The organism is Microbulbifer variabilis, assembly GCF_052467165.1.
Genome location: NZ_CP174301.1, coordinates 187,489 through 205,630, shown reverse-complemented (window position 1 = coordinate 205,630; position 18,142 = coordinate 187,489). Strand labels below are relative to the sequence as shown.

Genomic DNA, 18,142 nt, shown 5'->3' with positions numbered 1-18,142 from the left:
GCAACTTGATCAAGTTGCGCGAAAATATCCCAGATATCGGATTTTTTTGATAAGCTGACGCTCTAATTTACACAGCCGGATGCTTGTACCATGCCCAGATATCGTTCCCGTACCTCCACCGCCGGACGCAACATGGCCGGCGCCCGGGCACTGTGGCGAGCCACAGGAATGACCGACGCCGATTTCCACAAGCCGATTATCGCCATCGCCAACTCTTTCACCCAGTTTGTGCCGGGCCACGTACACCTGAAGGATATGGGACAACTGGTGGCAAGGGAGATAGAGCGAGCCGGTGGTGTCGCCAAGGAATTCAATACCATCGCCGTAGATGATGGCATTGCCATGGGCCACGACGGCATGCTCTACAGCCTGCCCAGCCGTGAGATTATCGCCGATTCAGTAGAATACATGGTCAACGCACACTGTGCTGATGCCCTGGTATGTATATCCAACTGTGACAAGATCACTCCGGGAATGCTGATGGCCGCTCTACGTCTGAATATCCCGGTTATTTTTGTATCTGGCGGACCAATGGAGGCCGGTAAAACCAAGCTGGCCGATCATAAACTGGATCTTGTCGATGCGATGGTGATCGCTGCTACGGATACAGCAACTGATGAAGAGGTTGCAGAGTACGAGCGCTCCGCCTGCCCTACCTGCGGCTCATGCTCCGGCATGTTCACCGCAAATTCTATGAACTGTCTGACTGAGGCACTGGGCCTCTCACTGCCAGGCAATGGCACCCTGTTGGCCACCCATGCGGACCGCAAAGAGTTGTTCCTGCGCGCAGGACGAGAAATCGTTTCGCTAACGAAGCGTTACTACGAAGAAAATGACGAGAGCGCCCTGCCTCGCAATATCGCCAACCGCAGTGCTTTCATGAATGCCATGGCTCTCGATATCGCCATGGGTGGCTCGACCAACACGATATTACATCTACTCGCCGCTGCCCAGGAGGGCGATATCGACTTCAACTTACAGGATATCGATCGACTCTCCCGCGAGATACCGCAACTGTGCAAAGTCGCGCCTAACACAGAGAAGTACCATGTTGAGGACGTCCACCGAGCCGGTGGGGTAATGGCGATTCTCGGCGAATTGGAATCTGCTGGGTTAATTGATGCCTCCCTGCCCACAGCCTACGGTGTCTCATTAGCGGATGCACTAAAGCAATGGGATATCTCTCGCACCGATAAGCAATCGGTGCGTGACTTCTACCGGGCTGGTCCCGCAGGAATTCCCACACAGACCGCATTTAGCCAGGCCTGCCGCTGGCCAACTCTAGATGTCGATCGCCAGCAAGGCTGTATTCGCTCAGCCGAGCACGCTTATTCTGCTGAGGGCGGGCTGGCAGTTTTATTCGGCAACCTGGCCCCTAATGGCTGCGTAGTGAAAACTTCCGGCGTAGACGAGGCGCTTTGGCATTTTGAAGGCCCAGCTCATGTGGTTGAGAGCCAAGAGGAGGCGGTTTCGCATATTCTCAAGGGCAAAGTTCACAAAGGTGAAGCCGTGATAGTGCGCTATGAGGGCCCCAAAGGCGGCCCCGGTATGCAGGAGATGCTCTACCCCACCAGCTACCTGAAATCCAAGGGATTAGGGGAACACTGTGCATTAATTACTGATGGTCGCTTCTCAGGCGGAACTTCCGGCCTCTCTATCGGGCATGTATCACCAGAAGCAGCTTCTGGTGGCACTATCGCCTTAGTGCGAAATGGAGATCCAATACATATTGATATTCCCGCCCGAAAAATAGAGGTCGCGATTAGTGATAAGGAGCTCGAGAAACGCCGCCAGGATATGGTCAGCCTCGGCCCACAAGCCTGGAAACCGGGTGAATCTCGCCCCCGCAAGGTTAGTAAAGCTCTTAAAGCGTATGCGTTACTCGCCACCAGTGCTGATCGGGGCGCGGTGCGAGAAATTGATTGACTAAAAACATGAAGTAAAACGGCCCTCTTTGAGGGCCGTTTTTTATTTCATTGCGCCAACTTATAAGTAATACGATTACGCACACCATAGCGCTCTACAGGCTGACCGTCTTCCATTTGCGGCTGGTATTTAAATCGCTCAGCCGCTGCCAGTGCCGAGCGATTGAATACATTGGTAGGGTTCCCAGCGCTGTCGAATCCCCCAACTACCTGGGCATCACGCACCGCTCCGGTTTTGGTTATCGTAAACTCCACAACTACGTAACCCTCCATGCCTCTGCGCATAGCCACACTAGGGTAACGCGGTGCGGGCTTATAAACAGGCAAAGGTTCTCTCGATACAATAACCGGGTTACCCCCAGTTTCAGCAACCGGCGGAGCAACCGTTGGTATGGTATCTATAATCTCTACGTCTCTGATCACCTCAGTGCGCTGAATTGGTGGCGGAATATCCTGAGGGCTGGGCGGTGCCTGGTACTCTTTAACCGTTACCACCTTTTTCTCAGTGATATCTATTGGTTGAATCGTCGGTAACGGCTTAGCCACCGGCTCCACAAAATTAGTGGAAATCAACTGGCTCATTAAAAAAATCAACCCGAGAGTTATCAGGGCAGCATAGGCCAAACCTTTGGCATAGCCAGAAAGCTGATAGGTAAGTAGAAATTCAGGGCTGGAAATCGGCGGGCAAGCTCTATCCATAACACCTCTCCTATTATTGTTAGGGTGCAAAAACGGCATCTGGGGTGCCGAAATGGAAAAAGCTGATCAGCTGACTCTAATCATTAGTCAATTCACGAAAAAATGCAAATAGTCCATTAATACAGGTTATTTAGCCTGGGCAATTGAGAGAACTCTAGAAAAGAAAAAAGGCCATACATTTCTGTATGGCCTCCTAAAAAAAGGTAAATAATTGAAGGAAATTAAATCGCTAACTGCTCTTCACGCTTTTTCTCACCCTCAACGTAAGCGATCCACTGCTGCGCAGACTTTTTAGAGCGCTCATCTTTTGAAGCTTTCTTGAGACTTACCAAAGCTGCGTCATAACGTTTCAGGTTAGCATTAGCCATACCCATCACGATGTGGAGCTGATCGACACGCTTAATTTTGCCTTTTGCAAAAGCCTTCTTGCCCATCGAAATGGCTTTCTCATTCTGATCCAGATCCAAATAGATACCGGCCAAACGTGAGTAAATTTCCCCTTTGTCCGACAAGCTAGCTGCAGCCTCCAGCTGAGGGATTGCTTTTTGCAGCTCCTGAGCCATCTGGTAAGCCTGGGCTAAAGTCTCCAGGTTCTTAGCTGTTCGAGGGATCTTCTTCTCTTTAATACCTTTGGCAATAACCTTGGCACCTTTATAAGGCATTTCATGCCCCATAAAGAGATAGCCCATGTTCAGTAAATCCCGATCTTTCTCCAAAGCACCAGCAATATAAGCTGCTTCCATCATATGAAGCTGGTCTTTGTCACGCTTAAGCTCACCGTACATAGCTGCAAGAGTTTTGTAGTACACCGGCTTCGGGTAATACTGCACTAATTTTTCCAGAACACCCGCTACTTTTTTGTAGTCGTTGCGCTCGAAATACACAAACTGCTGCAACCCGTACCAGCCTTCCTTCGGTACCTTGCCCTCTTTCTCATACATGGATACCGCTACGTTGATATCCTTCAGTGCCTTAGCTTGGTCACCAACTTGGTTATAAGCCTGAGCGCGCAATGCATAAGAATCTGCAGTAATACGATCAGAAACCTTGAACCACTGGTTCAAGTAATTGATCGCCTGCTTATAGTCTTCGGTTACGAAATAAAGTTGGGCCAAGGTAAACAAAGTGCCCACTTCAAGTGCTACTGGCAGGTTTTTTTCACCCTGACTCAGCACTTTCTTGAAGTAAGGAATAGCCTCTTTGTAGCGCTCGGTACTGTAGTAAACCACACCAAAGAAATTGTACATCTGTGCTATTTCATAGCCATTGTACCGTTTCTTGCTCGCATCCATTTCCTTCAGCGCAGCAAGAGCACCCGCCCAATCCTCTGCATCTGCAGCTTCCTGGGCCTTTTCCAGTTTTTTATACGCAGCTTCGCGCATTGCCGGAACTTTACGGGTCTTTTCTTTACTAGGCTTTTTTTGCTCTTGTGCCTGTGCCGAGGCGAAAGATGCGGAAACACCCGCTGCTTCAAGCACGGTAACACTGACTGCTGGTGCCAAGACCAGGGGCAGCGCTACTGAGGTGCGCAGAGCGAGCTTGGACAAACTTTTGCTAATGCTTGTCAACTTCATAGTGCTTCCCCTTAGTTTTTGGCCATATTAAAGCTGATCTTAGTCCTTACATTGGGAACTTCGGTCGGCTTGCCATCGACTACCCGCGGCTTGTACTTGTATTTCAGTGCAGACTTAAGCGCAGCTCTGTTGAAAACAGAAGTAGGCTTACCATCTAGCGTGAAAGCTTCAATTACGATGGGGTCACGTACAGAACCGTTTGTGGTCACCGTATATTCCACAATCACATACCCTTCCATTCCGCGCTGCAGGGCGCGTCGAGGGTACTGAGGCTGCACCTTAACAATTGGCAGATAATCCCCCTCACCAAAGCTGAAGCCCGACAACTTGACGCCGCCACCTGCTCTAGGGGCAGCAACACTGATACTGGTATCAATATTCGGGTCTTCAAACTCAGGCTCTGGCATCTCCGGCGGAGGCGTTTCTGGCTCCTCCGGTTTCACCGGTTTGGTCGTATCGTACTGTGTTTCGATCTTCTGCTCAGGCATCACCACATCGGCAACTTTGAATTGCTCCTTTTCCTCTGGAGCCTTCATGTTTGCCTGAATCAGCTGATGCATGGTGAAGATGAGGCCGAAGGTGGTGGCTACCGCCAACGTACCTGCCCCAAGAAGTCTTACCGGATTCATAGCTGTTAACTCTTTTCTGTCGCGACCGAAACTTTCTTGATGCCAATTTTCCTGGCAGCTTCCGCAATCAGGGCAATCTTCTCAATACTCGCTTCCTTATCGGGCTGAATTACCAACCACCCTTTTGGGTTTTCCGAGTAGAGGCGCTCCAGGACAATTCTCACCTGGCGCTCATCAACCTTATCTTTGGCAATCCAGATCTCATCACTATCGTTGATCGCTACCAGAATAGAGGCGGCCTTGAGTTCAGCGGTTGTCGCATCCGGCTTCACAACATCAGCACCCGGTTCTTTAATAAAAGTCGCGGTGACGATAAAGAAGATCAGCATGATGAACACCACGTCCAGCATGGGCGTGAGGTCGATAGCACCCGCTTCTTCTTCTGCCGTATTTTGTCTTTTGCTCATAGCAACTCTCTTAGCGAACTTTCCCGCGAGGGGCTCCAAGGGAGCACCCTCGGTGAAAATATCTGGTTGGCTAAACCTTCACAGCAAATAAGCTCGCCTATTCGCTTATGTGTGCTTAGTGGTCCATCGTCAGATGGTCTTCCAGCAGCTGAGTCTCACGCTCTGCTTTCCGGGCAAGGTAAGTGTTGGCAAATACACCTGAGAGGGCCGCAACCATTCCCGCCATTGTCGGGATAGTTGCCATGGATACACCACTGGCCATCTGCTTGGCGTCACCACCACCAGTAATCGCGAGAACATCGAACACATTGATCATGCCCCAGACCGTACCCAGCAGCCCGAACAAGGGCGCAAGGGCAACACAAGCCTGGATCATATCCATATTGTCCTGAATTTTCTCGGATACCCGGGAGATCATCGCGTAGCGGATCTGGTGGGCCCCCCAGGATTTGCGCTCACCGCGTCCCTCCCATTGGTCAACCACACCTTGAACATCAACCTTCAACGCTTTGTTGAAGTAAAAGACCCGCTCAAAAATCAGCGTCCACATAAAGAAGGTCAGGCCGGCGATCAGGAACAGTACTGGCCCGCCCGACGCCATAAAGGCGTTGACGGCGGCCCATGCGTCGATTAATGCGTGCATGTTGCCGCCTCCTCTTATTTACGCTCGGCGTTTTCCGCCACGATACCGGCACTCTGCTCTTCCAGAATATGCAGAATACGCTTGGCGCGGCCGTTAACGATGGTGTGCATCAATACAGTCGGGATAGCAACACACAGACCGAGAACGGTGGTAATCAATGCAGAAGAGATACCACCAGCCATAGCTTTAGGATCACCAGCACCGAAGATAGTAATCGCCTGGAAGGTAATGATCATGCCGGTAACGGTACCCAGCAGACCCAGCAGCGGAGCTACCATTGCAATAATCTTCAACAGGTTGAGACCGGATTCAATTGCTGGGCGCTCTTTCAGAACGGCTTCTTCCATCTTCAGCTCTAGAGTCTCGCCGTCGACACCTTTGTTTTCTTCAGCTACTGCCAGTACACGGCCCAGTGGGTTATTCGTATTAGGGGTAGCTGAACGCAACTGAGCACTTACCTTGGCACTAACACCGGTCAGAACAATCAGGCGGAAAATGGCCAGCAGCATCGCAAATACACCAACTGCAGTGATGATATAACCTACGATGTCACCCTGGTGCCAACGCTCAACAATATCCGGGCTGTTGATCATGGCTTTCAGGTAGGAACCACCGGTAGGACCAGTCGGGTCAACACCAAATGCACTGAAGCCAGCTGTGGAGGCCTGCAGGCTTTCTGCCATACCCTGGAACTTGGCATCCGGCTGACGGATCAACTCAGCCATTTTGTAGGCTTTATTCATCTCCAGGTACTTGCCGTTGGAAACCAGGTTGAAGTTACCAACACGCACAACTTCCTGCTGAGCCTGTTCTCCGCTAGGCTTGATCACAGTTGCGTTGAACTTAACAACCTTGCCAGACTCCACGGTCTCACGCTGAATCTCAAACCACAGGCGTTCGATCTCTTCGATAGTGGGCAGCTGAGTAGCGCTGTTCATCTTTGCCAGCAGGCCATCAATAAACTCGGTACGGCCAGGATACTGGGCAGATACCAGAGAAGAGCCAACATTCGCTCTCAGGTCTGCTGCAGTAGAGGACATATGGCCGAATAGCTCTTTCAGGGAGCCCAGACGCTCGTCCAGCTGCTGGCGCTTCTGGTCAACAGCAACTTCCTGTTCCTGGTATTTCTTTTCCAGCTCGGCAGAGCGCTTTTCTTCCGCCGTGCGAGTGTCTTTGGCCTTGTTCAGCAGAGATTGCTGATTAGCTTTCTGGCGACGGAAATCAGCTTCACGCTGTTTGTGCTCTTTGGATTCAGCAATTTTGGATTGTTGAACCATTTTCAGCAGATCGTCGAGGGAAGCTGCTTTCTCTTGGGCAACAGCAGAGAAGCTGATCAGGCCAGCCGCTGCTGCAACTAATACGCGTTTGGCAATAGAGGATTTCATTGCGCTGCCTCCGGAGCCGGGATCGGCATGGTCATGATGTCGATAGTGGCCTGCTTCTTGGCGATCTTCAGGCCATTCATGAGGGCGCGGCGATATTCGCCAGCATCGATTTCAACCCAGGCTTTCTGGCCTTTATCGTAGGCAAGAGAGATCTCGGAATCGGTAGTCTGAGCCAGCAGAGCGATACGGCCGATCTGCAGCACGTTTACTTCGCGCTCCTGGCCATTTACGTTCAGGGAATCACCGTAAGTGTCAATCTTACGCGCGTACTCCGCTTCGAAGTTGTACAGCTCCAATACCTGACGGAATTTCTCCGCAACAGTAATATCGGAACGGTCCATATTGTTCTTTACACCTTCGAGGTTTGCCATGCGCTCGTCCAGTTTGAACGGGGCATCCAATTCGATGAACTGCTCCAGACCTTCCAGCATGCGCAGGATCAGCGGCTGGATTTGACGTTCAATGACAGTAACGTTGGCAATAGATGCATCCAGCTCATTGATAACCTGGAGCTGGTTGGCCAGCTGCTTTTCCAGCTGACGGTTGTATACGCGCAGACCATCGATTTCTTTATTGACCACCTTGAAGTCCTGCAGCAGGCTGCTAGTTTCTTCGGCAATCTTGTCGATGCGCTTTTGCGATGCCTGGGCCGCAGTGGTTTTCTGCTGGCCGACGGCGAGTACGTTATCGAGAGTATCCGCAGTGGCTACGCTGCCGTAGAGCGCGCCGGCAGACAGCGCAGTGGTCAGCGCCACAGCCATGAATCGCTTGGTTTTCATTAGACCCCCCAGTGGGTTCAATATTTCACAACATGGTCGCGATGAGTTAGCTGCCACAACGCGGTGTCCTTTTGTTTTAAAAACATTGGTTAGAAGACAGCTAAGAGCCGCACATTGTAAACAGCCGATTTGATTATTCAAATGCCGATTGTCAGCATCGGCCCGCATGGGTAGCAAGGTAACAACCGGGTAACAAAACCGGGTCACTTGCACACATTGGCGGCGGTGTTCCTTGTGTAGGCTGTCGCAGAATTTAACAGATTGATCAACTTTTAATCAAATTGTTTTTATTTAAATCTGTCGTACTGAACTAATGCGTAGTTGTACTCATTCTTGTCTGAAGCAGGGTAACACTCCCGCACCACTTCGACCCATGAGTCGTCAATCTCTGGGAAGAAGGCGTCCCCTTCCACATCGGCATCCACCTCGGTGATATAGAGTCGCGCTGCCATTGGTAGGGCCTGGCGGTAGACCTGCGCCCCACCGATCACCATCAATTCAGCCGCACCTGCCAGTGAGGCCCGCTCACCGGCAAGGTCCAGGGCGGACTCCAGAGAGTCCACCACTTCGACACCTTCAGCTGCCCAATCACGATTGCGGGTGATCACGATATTGACGCGACCCGGTAGAGGTCGGCCGATAGACTCATAGGTTTTGCGCCCCATCACTACAGGTTTGCCCATAGTCGTGCGCTTAAAGAACTGCAGATCACCTGAAATACGCCAGGGGAGCTCATTGTTTTTACCGATAGCACCATTGCGCGCTATAGCCGCAATCAGGGCGATAGATGTATCCATACCTCTCCCCTTAAACCGCGACCGGTGCCGGTATATGCGGATGAGCCTCATAGTTTTGCAGCTCGAAATCTTCAAAGCGGAAGGCGAACAGATCTTCCACATCGGGGTTTAGTTGCATCTTTGGTAGCGGCAGAGGCTCACGCTGCAATTGCAGCTCAACCTGCTCCAGGTGATTGGAGTAGAGATGAGCATCACCAAAAGTATGAATGAACTCGCCCGGCTTAAGGCCACAAACCTGTGCCAGCATCAGGGTTAGCAGGCTGTAGGAAGCAATATTAAAGGGGACTCCGAGGAAGATATCCGCGCTGCGCTGATACAGCTGGCAGGACAACTTACCCTCAGCCACGTAAAACTGAAACAGCGCGTGGCAGGGAGCGAGCGCCATACGCCCCTCACGGGCATTATCTGCCGGGGAAATCCCCTCATCGGGAAGATCTGCCGGGTTCCAGGCACTGACAATCAGGCGCCGGGAATCGGGACGGGTTTTTAATTGGTGTACCAGCTGTTCAATCTGGTCGATTTGGCGGCCATCCGGTGTCGGCCAGGAGCGCCACTGATGGCCGTATACCGGACCCAGGTCACCATCTTCTGCGGCCCACTCATCCCAGATTCTTACCCTATTTTCCTGCAGGTAACGGATATTGGTATCCCCCCGCAAGAACCAAAGGAGTTCGTGGATGATCGAGCGTAAATGGCACTTTTTCGTGGTAATTAGCGGAAACCCCTCCGCGAGGTCACAGCGCATCTGATACCCAAAAACGCTTAAGGTGCCGGTGCCTGTACGGTCACCTTTTTCCGTGCCGTGATCGCGCACATGGCGCATTAGATCGAGGTACTGCTTCATCTATTGCTATGCTCCGCCATTAACTTGGGAACGCGTCCGCTTATTGCCATTTTTACCAACACGCCCCTCTGGTAGAGGCTGGGTTCGGTAACTCCACACCAGCAGAGCGATACCGGCCAAAATCATCGGCAGGCTCAGAAGCTGGCCACGGGTCATCCAGCCAAAAAGATCGAAACCGATATGACCATCCGGTTCCCGCACAAATTCCACGAGGAAGCGGAATATGCCGTAAAGCAGAACAAACATACCGCCTACGGCAAGGCGTGGACGCGGTTTACTGGAAAACCACCAGAGCACAGCAAAGAGCACAAGCCCTTCAAGAAATGCCTGGTAAAGCTGGGAGGGGTGCCTGGACAGCAGCTCAGGATCGCGGGGAAATACCATGCCCCAGGGGCCTTCAGTCGGCCGGCCCCAGAGTTCCTGGCCGATAAAGTTGCCCATCCGGCCCAGTCCCAAGCCAATAGGCACCAAGGGAGCCACAAAGTCGATTAGCACGGGGAAGGTTGTACCAATTTTACGGGCGTATAGAACGGTAGCCAGCATCACTCCCACCAGGCCTCCGTGGAAGCTCATACCGCCCTCCCACACTTTAAGCAGCGAAAGCGGATTCTCAATCAATTGCGGCAGGTTGTAGAAGAACATATAACCGAGTCGCCCGCCAACAACTACGCCTATTGCACAGTAAAGAATTAAGTCTTCGACTTCTGATTTAATTACCGGAGACCATGGTTTGGTGCTGCGACGCAGTGCCAACCACCAGGCTGCGATAAAGCCGAACAGGTACATCAAGCCATACCAGTGCACTTTTAATGGGCCAATAGCGATGGCCACCGGGTCTATTTCAGGGTAAGTCAGCATGGGGGAATCGAGATTGTTTGTTAAGCGCGTATTATGGTCGCAAAGCGCCCCGTAGCGAAAGGGGCGCGCCCTTCCCCACCGCCCAGGAAGCCGCTATGTGCCTACTACTGTTTGCCTATCGCTGCCACCCCGAGTACCCACTCCTGTTGATCGCCAATCGAGATGAATTCTACGCTCGTCCTACCGCCCCAGCAGCGCAGTGGAACACGGGAAGCTTGGTAGCCGGGCGGGATTTGGAAGCTGGCGGCACCTGGGCAGGCATATCCCCCGGCCGTGTCGCCGCAGTCACTAATATCCGCGAACCCGGCACACCCGAACCTGACAATGCGTTTTCCAGAGGGGAAATTCCGGTTAATTTTTTGACTGGCATGAGTACACCAGAGCAATTTGCCAGGACCCTTCAAGGGCCTCGCTACCGCGGCTTTAATGCGCTGCTATTTGACCTGAGAGCAGAACACCCCCTCACCTGTGCCGGCAATCGCCACACTCCATTTTTATTTACGGCAGGGGTTCACGGAATTTCCAACGGAGCACCAGATGCCCCCTGGCCCAAGGTCGAAAAGGGAAAGGCCGGTTTAGAACGGATTGTACAAAATATCAAGGGCCCAATTTCCGGCCATAATTTCGTAGAGCCAGCCCTCAGCTTGCTTCAAGACAGACAAAGAGCTGCGGACGCAAACCTTCCCAAAACGGGTGTTGGCCTTTCCCTTGAACGAGCCCTGTCGTCAATATTCGTACAGATAAACCATAGGGAAAAACTTCTGCCAGCCGGCACCAAAACAGATAACTTGACTGGAGGTTACGGTACTCGCGCCAGCACCGTAGTCGCTTTTAATCGAAATGGCGCCAGCCAGTTATGGGAACAGACCTTTGAAAATGGTGAGCCGCAGGGACCCTTGCGTCACTTTTGCCTCGCTCCTCCAGAGCCATAAAAACCCCATGAAAAACTGTGACTTAGCCCACTTTTCACATTTGATTAGCCGTATCTAATCGTACAAGCACCCACCCACTAATGGAATTATTTCCGCCAAAAAGAATAAATGTGCATGGTTGATACAGCTAGATTGTCGCTTTTTTCTTTCACACTTAATCTAAGAAGAAGCAAACGCCAAGCAAATTCCTCATTTGTTGCCATACTTACTTTCACAGACTGAAATTGGTTGATATTCGCGCAAGTGCGGCGCCAATTGTGGTCTAAATAAGAGGATGTCGCGCGGGACGCATGACAAGTGCGAGTCAACGCTGAACACCAAAATGTTTCTGGATGGGCTCGCCACAGGTTGGGAAGGTATGAACGATCTGGCGCCCGGTATTATCCGCAAGACAACCCCGGGCCCCTGCAGTATCGCTGAGGTACCATGTCTTATTTCAACCCTGAGCTCCGCAAACGAAAATCCATTCTGCCCCTACTAACCCTGGGCACTCTTTGTGTCTCTATTCTCTATTATGCCTTTGCCGCGAACCAAGAAACGGTGCCGGTATTGCCTGAAAACGCCGTACGACCTCACTTGGTTCACTGGCTGGAAGAAAACCCTGACGCTTGGCCAGCCCAGGATCCTATATTCAACCCTGCCGCGGTGCGCAGAATTTACCAGCGCACGGATTACCGTCTACTGTGGTTCGATAACTACAACCTGAGTGAAAGCGCCAACGATCTGTTGAAGCAACTCACAGCAGCCAGCTCAGGCAATCCCAGCAGCATGGTGGATTACCGCTACCATCTTGGTTATTTCGACCGCACTTTGAGAGACACCCCCCAGCGACTGCAGATGGCCGCAGTTCTCGATATCCTGCTCACCGACGCGTTTGTCTCCTATGCCCAGGACACCCAACTGGACCGGCTAAGCCCCAAGAGTCGACCGCGTCGCGGTATCACTCCTGTGTTCCGTGATGACCAGGGATTTCGCATGGTTGCTCTGATACAACCCAGCCAGCGAGAGACCAATGAACATCGTGGGCGCAAACATTTTCGCGGCTACAACCGAGCGCGCATTATCGGCAGCACCCCACGCAGCCGCCATTACTCACGCGATTACGAAACTGACCGCGATCGCAATTATTCCAGCTCATCAAGCGCCAATCGCAGCTACAACCGCTCACGACACAGCTCTTACCGAGATAACAATGTAAATGGCTCTGGAGCCGGGAGTAATGGCAGCCGCGTATATTACAATCAAGGCCGTAATGCCAATGGTCGGGGAAGCGAGGCGGTCCCGCGCACGGAAAATAGCGAGGGGCCCTACTTCGAGGAGAATAAACCCTACGGTAGTGATGCATATGCCTTGAGAAATGAGCTTGAACGGCTGCGCAAAATCTCTGCTAGCGGGCGCTGGCGTCCCATTCCTCCAGGACCTGTTATGACTATGGGAGCACGCCACCCCCATGTGAGCCACCTGCGGGATATGCTCTCCCTATACGGTGACTATTCCAGTCGCTACAGTTATGGGGGCGTCGACCCCAACCGATTCGACCGCGGACTGCACGAGGCAGTGCTGCGTTTCCAAAAGCGCCATGGCCTTAAACCCGATGGAATTGTGGGCCGCGGCACGCGCAAACGGCTCAACCTCTCCCCTACTGCTCGGGCAAAAATTGTTGAGATGAATATTCTCCGCAGGGAGGAGTTGCCGGCCAATCTTGGGGAGCGCTTTATCCAGGTCAACATTCCCGCTTACCGTCTCCAATACGTGGAGAACAACCAGGTAAAGCTGGCCATGAATGTAGTTGTGGGTAAGAAAAAACATGCAACGCCTGAAATTACTACGAGGGTTAGTAAAGTAGTGTTCAATCCCACCTGGACTGTACCACGCAGTATCCTGGTGAATGAGATCCTGCCCAAAGCGCGCAAGAACCCCACCGGCATGGAAAACATGGGCTATCGGGTGGTTAGTGGTAGAGGGGAGTATCTACCGCTCACATCCCAGAATCTCTCGGCGGCAGGTGCGGGTTCCTACCTGATGCGCCAGATGGGTGGGGAGGAGAATATGCTCGGCCGGGTGAAATTTGAAATCCCCAATAAACACGATGTCTATCTGCACGATACGCGCGCGCGCAAATTATTCTCGCTGACCGACCGGGACTATAGCCACGGCTGTATCCGGTTGGAGAAGCCACGCCACTTGGCTGAGGCGTTATTGCGTCCACAGGGCGAATGGGATCATTGGCGTATAGACAAGCTAACCGTCGGCGAGGAAACCACCGAAGTAGACCTGAGGCAACTGGTCAAGGTGTATATCACTTATTGGACCGCCTGGGTGGATGGCCAGGGCAGGCTGAACTTCCGCCCTGATATCTACGACAAGGACGGACTCAGTGATAACCAGTTCTAAGTTATCGGGGCGGCCCCAGGGCCGCCCTTAGCCTCGTGAAAGTAATACCTATATACCTTTTCCTGTGAGTACCAGCAGCATCCATTCCCCATAATTATTTAGAGTTTCACGGTCACAAGTTACCACTGTGAGCAGAGTGATCATTTCCGGTGATCCTTCTTTGCTTACAGGGGTGACTTATGGGTGTTGGCTTTTTCCCTTCTCGTTTGCGTGTTGCACGAAAACCGATGTGGTGCGGTTGCGCAATAATATTGGCTGTTGCACTGGGCTTTGAGCAGTCGATAGCAGTCGCCGCGCCAGGAAACGCCAAAAAAGATGATTCGATTGAGGGCGTTTCTGGCAGTGATCCTTTTTCCCCTTACGGCCGTCAATATGCCTTGCTAAGCGAGGAGCTGGCGCGCTACAGCGCCTTAGCGGAGGGGGAACAGTGGAAGCCCCTATCTAAAGGGCAACCTATAACTCCCGGAAGCCGCAGCCCTAGGGTCGCGCAGCTCCGCAGCCTGTTGATGCTGTATGGCGATTACCGGCCAGAAGACTTTGCTGAAACTACCGAAAAAGGCAGCCTGGAAGCTGATGTCTACGATAAGCCCCTGCAGCAGGCAGTACGCCGGTTTCAAAGACGCCACGGCCTGAAAGCCGATGGACTTGTGGACGAACGCACTCGCAGTCGTCTCAATACCAATCCTGCCAAACTGGCACAAATCCTGAGCGCCAATCTTCAGCGCTGGGAACAACTGCCCAAAGACCTGGGGCCACGCTATATCGTTGTTAATATCCCGGAATTCAGCCTCCGCCTGATCGACGGTGATCGAGAGCAGTTTCGTATGAAAGTGGTAGTGGGCAAACCGAAGCACAAGACTCCACTGATTGCCACGCGTATGACCCGCCTGGAATTCAATCCAGTGTGGCGTGTGCCGCCGAGTATCGCGCTGAAAGAACTTTTGCCAAAAGGCAGCTCGGCCCTGAGCGCCAAGGGCTACCGGCTGGTCAACCACCGCGGCAGGGCTGTTCCCTTTACCAGAGGTAATGTCGCTGGCGTTCGCCGAGGAAAAGTAACGCTGCAGCAAAAAGGTGGACCGGGCAATGCACTGGGACGGGTCAAGTTTGTTATACCCAATCGCCAGGCAATTTTCCTGCACGATACAAACAGCAAGCACCTTTTCAAAAAAAACCAACGCGCTTTCAGTCATGGCTGCATTCGTCTGGAAAAACCGCTGAAGTTTGCCCGCATGATGCTGGCTCAACAAAATCGCTGGAATAGGGCGCGCATAGACCGGGCACTGATGAGTAGCCGCACCCATGGCGTACAACTGAAAAATCCTCTTCCGGTCTATATCGCCTATTGGACTGCCTGGGTGGATGAGCATGGACAGCTACAGTTCCGACCGGATATTTACCAACGTGATAAAGCCGGTGCGGGGACAAACCGTGGTTAAGCACAAGTATCACCACGGGAGTTATTTATGGTCAAGATTCCCCGCCATCTAGGCCTAGCAGCCTTACTCAGTTTGGCTATCGCCTCTGCGACGCCAATACACATTGCCATGGCAACTAAGGAATCTGTGGCTCTAAACCCAGTCAATATCAGTAATCAACTGCGCTCTGAAGCCAACCATTATCGGGAGATTGCCAAACGCTGGCGGCCTATTAATGAAGGGGGCCCTCTTCAGGCAGGGGATAAAGACTTACGCGTGCTGCAATTGCGCAAATTGCTTGAACTATATGGAGACTATCGCGGGCAACCGGGACCTGCGTCAGCCCCTCAGAAGGATCACTTGCGCTTCGACAGCGCCCTACAGTCAGCCCTTGAAAATTTTCAGCGCCGCCACGGACTTCCCGCCACCGGGGTTGCCGATAATGAAACTCTCTCCGCCCTGTCAGTTTCCCCCGTTGAGCGAGCTAGGCAAATGACCCTGAATGCGGATCGCTGGGACCAACTATCCCTTCCCGAGGATGGCCGCTATATATTGGTCAATATTCCCAGCTACCGATTGCAGTTGGTCGAGAATGGTCAGGTTAAGCTGGACATGAAAACAGTGGTTGGCAAAAGTAGCACCCGTACGCCGAACATGCACAGCCGTATTACCAGTGTCGTCTTCAATCCCACCTGGACAGTGCCGCGAAGCATTCTGATTACCGAACTCCTCCCCAAGGCGCGGCACAACCCCGCCGCCATGCACCGTCGTGGCTACCGAGTAGTTCAATATCGTAGCGGAGCCACATCACCAATTACCGATGAAAGCCTCGCCCGTGCAGCCGGTGGCCACGCCACCTTGCGTCAGGTGAGCGGTCCTGACAACACCCTCGGCAAAGTAAAATTTGTTATTCCCAATAAGCAGGCAATCTTTCTACACGATACTCAGGCCCAGAGCCTATTTTCAGAACAACAGCGAGCATTCAGCCACGGGTGTGTACGGCTCCAGCAGCCGGAAGAGTTAGCTTACTCACTTCTTGAGTCTCAGGGATGGGACAGAACTCGCGTTGCCCAGGCCACAACCGGCAGTGAGGTCCTCAATGTTCCGATCAAGCCCGCCCCACGGCTTTTTATTGTCTATATGACAGCCTGGATAGATACCCATGGGCGCCCACAGTTCCGTCAGGATATTTATCACCGCGATAAACATCAGGCCCCTCTGAACTAGCTCCACAAGTGAGTCCGATTTTTGACAACCTGAAAATGATCTACGCTTTAAAACCTAAAAAAATAGTGAAATAAACGCGAACAAAATTTTAGTTATCTGGGCTAAACGTTTTTGTAATGAAAGAAGCACAGCGCTTTTACGGTATCTTTAGGAAAAATCTCAATTCTTAAAAAATCAGATTCAAAAGCCCCATAGCGCTAAGATATGGAATTGAACAACTTGATTTTCTTTCTGGTTGTTTAGCTAAAGGCTCTATTTCGACTAAAAAGTCCAACACACATTGAATACTGATAGAGTTACAATTCTCAAAACTGTAAAAACGGCTGCAGCCTACGGTAGTTTTTAAGTACTGAAAAAAGAAGGTCGCAAAGGCAACTTTAGCCACAAACCCCAGCTAAGATTTATAGCAATGGGTAACCGAGATCGCAGAATTCTATAGCTTTGCAAGAATTAAAAAAGGAGTACTGTGGCCAACATTCTTATTTAATAAAAATATGAAGCATCCTGCAGAACTTTTACTGACACCAATCAGGCGCACTCTTATCCACAACCATCACATCGAGATAAGGTATCTATCTGAAGGATATGTAGGAATCATACCCTCAATGTTGTATATACATGTACATACATTCAAAGGGGAAGGGGTAATAGATAGAGGTGGACTTTCTCCCATGCTACATAGGGCTTTCTAACAACCTACCAGCAGCACTCTTCGTATATTTGAATAGCTCTCAAAAGAGCAGGTAATAGACCTCTTACCGTGTCCGAGCCCCACTTTTCTATCACTTTCCCAGCCCTATGGAACCTAACAGTCGCAGAAAAATGTTTTTTTAACGTTGGCAACAAAATGACAACGCTGTCTCATTACTAACAGGTATCCTTGAGTTATTTCTGGAAAATTTCCACCCGCCGGTAGCATAAGAGAAAAAATTTACCAGCATAGGGGTATGATTATTTCCGAATTAGCAGCTGCAAATTTGTAACAACTGGTTATTTTTTGTACATTTTCCGCCGTACCCGGATGCGCTATCCGACGCGCTCCGAAGAGAATTAACGACGAGGCGGAATTATGAAGAATCCATCCAGACGTCGATTCCTGGCAGTGACCTGCGCAACTGCGGCGGCGGTCAGCGCCGGACCGACTTTCGCTAAAGTAGGTAGCTCCCGCACCCTGAAGATGCGCAACCTGCACACAGGGGAGAAGCTGGAGGCCGCCTACTGGGCTAACGGAGACTACAGCAGCAATGGCTTGAAACAATTCAACAAATTGCTGCGCGACCACCGAGCCAACGAAGTGACTCGAATGGACCCGAAACTGTTGGATATCGTGTATAAGCTGAAGGAAAAGTTCAATTACACAGGTACCATCGAGATTATCTCGGGATACCGATCGGCCAAAACCAACGCCAAGTTGCGTGCTGCAGGCCGCGGAGTTGCCAAGCGCAGTTACCACACTCGTGGTATGGCCCTGGATATCCGCATGCCGGGCGTCTCACTGTCAAAACTGCGACAGGCGGCACTGGCTCTAAAAGCAGGCGGTGTTGGCTACTATCCGAAAAGTAACTTCGTCCATGTAGATACTGGCCCTGTACGTCGCTGGTAAGACTGAGAAAGTACTCCAAATCAAAAACCCC

Annotated in this window: 16 protein-coding genes; 6 read left to right on the top strand and 10 right to left on the bottom strand. The window is 51.7% G+C overall.

Annotation, left to right across the window (positions count from 1 at the left end; all coding sequences use genetic code 11):
- The first annotated feature begins 90 nt into the window (after window positions 1-90).
- Window positions 91-1,926 (top strand): dihydroxy-acid dehydratase, encoded by a 1,836-nt coding sequence (gene ilvD / locus ACJJIP_RS00940; RefSeq protein WP_444946038.1) that lies wholly within the window; start codon window positions 91-93, stop codon window positions 1,924-1,926.
- 47 nt (window positions 1,927-1,973) lie between these two features.
- On the opposite strand, the gene ACJJIP_RS00935 is transcribed toward ilvD, so the two are convergent.
- From ACJJIP_RS00935 to lgt, 10 genes are all read right to left on the bottom strand, one after another.
- Window positions 1,974-2,624, bottom strand: coding sequence for an energy transducer TonB (locus tag ACJJIP_RS00935; protein ID WP_020414281.1), 651 nt, complete (start codon window positions 2,622-2,624; stop codon window positions 1,974-1,976).
- 221 nt (window positions 2,625-2,845) lie between these two features.
- Window positions 2,846-4,198 carry a tetratricopeptide repeat protein gene (locus ACJJIP_RS00930; RefSeq protein WP_020414280.1) on the bottom strand — a complete coding sequence of 451 codons (1,353 nt, stop codon included), beginning with the start codon at window positions 4,196-4,198 and terminating at the stop codon, window positions 2,846-2,848.
- 11 nt (window positions 4,199-4,209) lie between these two features.
- A complete protein-coding gene (locus tag ACJJIP_RS00925) occupies window positions 4,210-4,827 on the bottom strand; it encodes an energy transducer TonB (protein WP_282952259.1) in 618 nt (205 codons plus the stop codon).
- A 5-nt stretch (window positions 4,828-4,832) separates the two neighbouring features.
- Window positions 4,833-5,234, bottom strand: coding sequence for an ExbD/TolR family protein (locus ACJJIP_RS00920; protein WP_282952258.1), 402 nt, complete (start codon window positions 5,232-5,234; stop codon window positions 4,833-4,835).
- A 115-nt stretch (window positions 5,235-5,349) separates the two neighbouring features.
- Window positions 5,350-5,877 carry a MotA/TolQ/ExbB proton channel family protein gene (locus ACJJIP_RS00915; protein WP_282952257.1) on the bottom strand — a complete coding sequence of 176 codons (528 nt, stop codon included), beginning with the start codon at window positions 5,875-5,877 and terminating at the stop codon, window positions 5,350-5,352.
- A 14-nt stretch (window positions 5,878-5,891) separates the two neighbouring features.
- Complete coding sequence (locus tag ACJJIP_RS00910; protein ID WP_282952256.1) at window positions 5,892-7,262, bottom strand: MotA/TolQ/ExbB proton channel family protein; 1,371 nt, start codon at window positions 7,260-7,262, stop codon at window positions 5,892-5,894.
- A complete protein-coding gene (locus ACJJIP_RS00905) occupies window positions 7,259-8,041 on the bottom strand; it encodes a DUF3450 domain-containing protein (protein WP_020414275.1) in 783 nt (260 codons plus the stop codon). Before ACJJIP_RS00905 ends, ACJJIP_RS00910 begins: the two co-directional genes overlap by 4 nt.
- Window positions 8,042-8,328: 287 nt before the next feature.
- Window positions 8,329-8,838: a dihydrofolate reductase gene (locus ACJJIP_RS00900; RefSeq protein ID WP_444946037.1), complete on the bottom strand. Its 510-nt coding sequence runs from the start codon at window positions 8,836-8,838 to the stop codon at window positions 8,329-8,331.
- Between the two features lie 10 nt (window positions 8,839-8,848).
- The gene (locus ACJJIP_RS00895) at window positions 8,849-9,682 is read right to left on the bottom strand and encodes a thymidylate synthase (RefSeq protein WP_444902532.1); all 834 of its coding nucleotides are present in this window, start codon (window positions 9,680-9,682) and stop codon (window positions 8,849-8,851) included.
- A gap of 6 nt (window positions 9,683-9,688) precedes the next feature.
- Entirely contained in the window at window positions 9,689-10,540 is an 852-nt protein-coding gene (gene lgt, locus ACJJIP_RS00890) for a prolipoprotein diacylglyceryl transferase (RefSeq protein WP_444946036.1), read from the bottom strand.
- Between the two features lie 95 nt (window positions 10,541-10,635).
- Here lgt and ACJJIP_RS00885 point away from each other — a divergent pair, with 95 nt between their 5' ends.
- The 5 genes from ACJJIP_RS00885 to mepK all read left to right on the top strand — a co-directional run bounded on the left by ACJJIP_RS00885 (window position 10,636) and on the right by mepK (window position 18,111).
- Window positions 10,636-11,472 (top strand): NRDE family protein, encoded by an 837-nt coding sequence (locus tag ACJJIP_RS00885; RefSeq protein WP_444946035.1) that lies wholly within the window; start codon window positions 10,636-10,638, stop codon window positions 11,470-11,472.
- A 426-nt stretch (window positions 11,473-11,898) separates the two neighbouring features.
- A complete protein-coding gene (locus ACJJIP_RS00880) occupies window positions 11,899-13,866 on the top strand; it encodes a L,D-transpeptidase family protein (protein WP_282952253.1) in 1,968 nt (655 codons plus the stop codon).
- Window positions 13,867-14,045: 179 nt separating this feature from the next.
- A complete protein-coding gene (locus ACJJIP_RS00875; protein WP_020414269.1) occupies window positions 14,046-15,302 on the top strand; it encodes a L,D-transpeptidase family protein in 1,257 nt (418 codons plus the stop codon).
- A gap of 27 nt (window positions 15,303-15,329) precedes the next feature.
- Window positions 15,330-16,508, top strand: coding sequence for a L,D-transpeptidase family protein (locus ACJJIP_RS00870; protein ID WP_020414268.1), 1,179 nt, complete (start codon window positions 15,330-15,332; stop codon window positions 16,506-16,508).
- Between the two features lie 1,069 nt (window positions 16,509-17,577).
- Window positions 17,578-18,111: a peptidoglycan L,D-endopeptidase MepK gene (gene mepK / locus ACJJIP_RS00865; RefSeq protein WP_444946034.1), complete on the top strand. Its 534-nt coding sequence runs from the start codon at window positions 17,578-17,580 to the stop codon at window positions 18,109-18,111.
- Window positions 18,112-18,142: the final 31 nt, after the last annotated feature.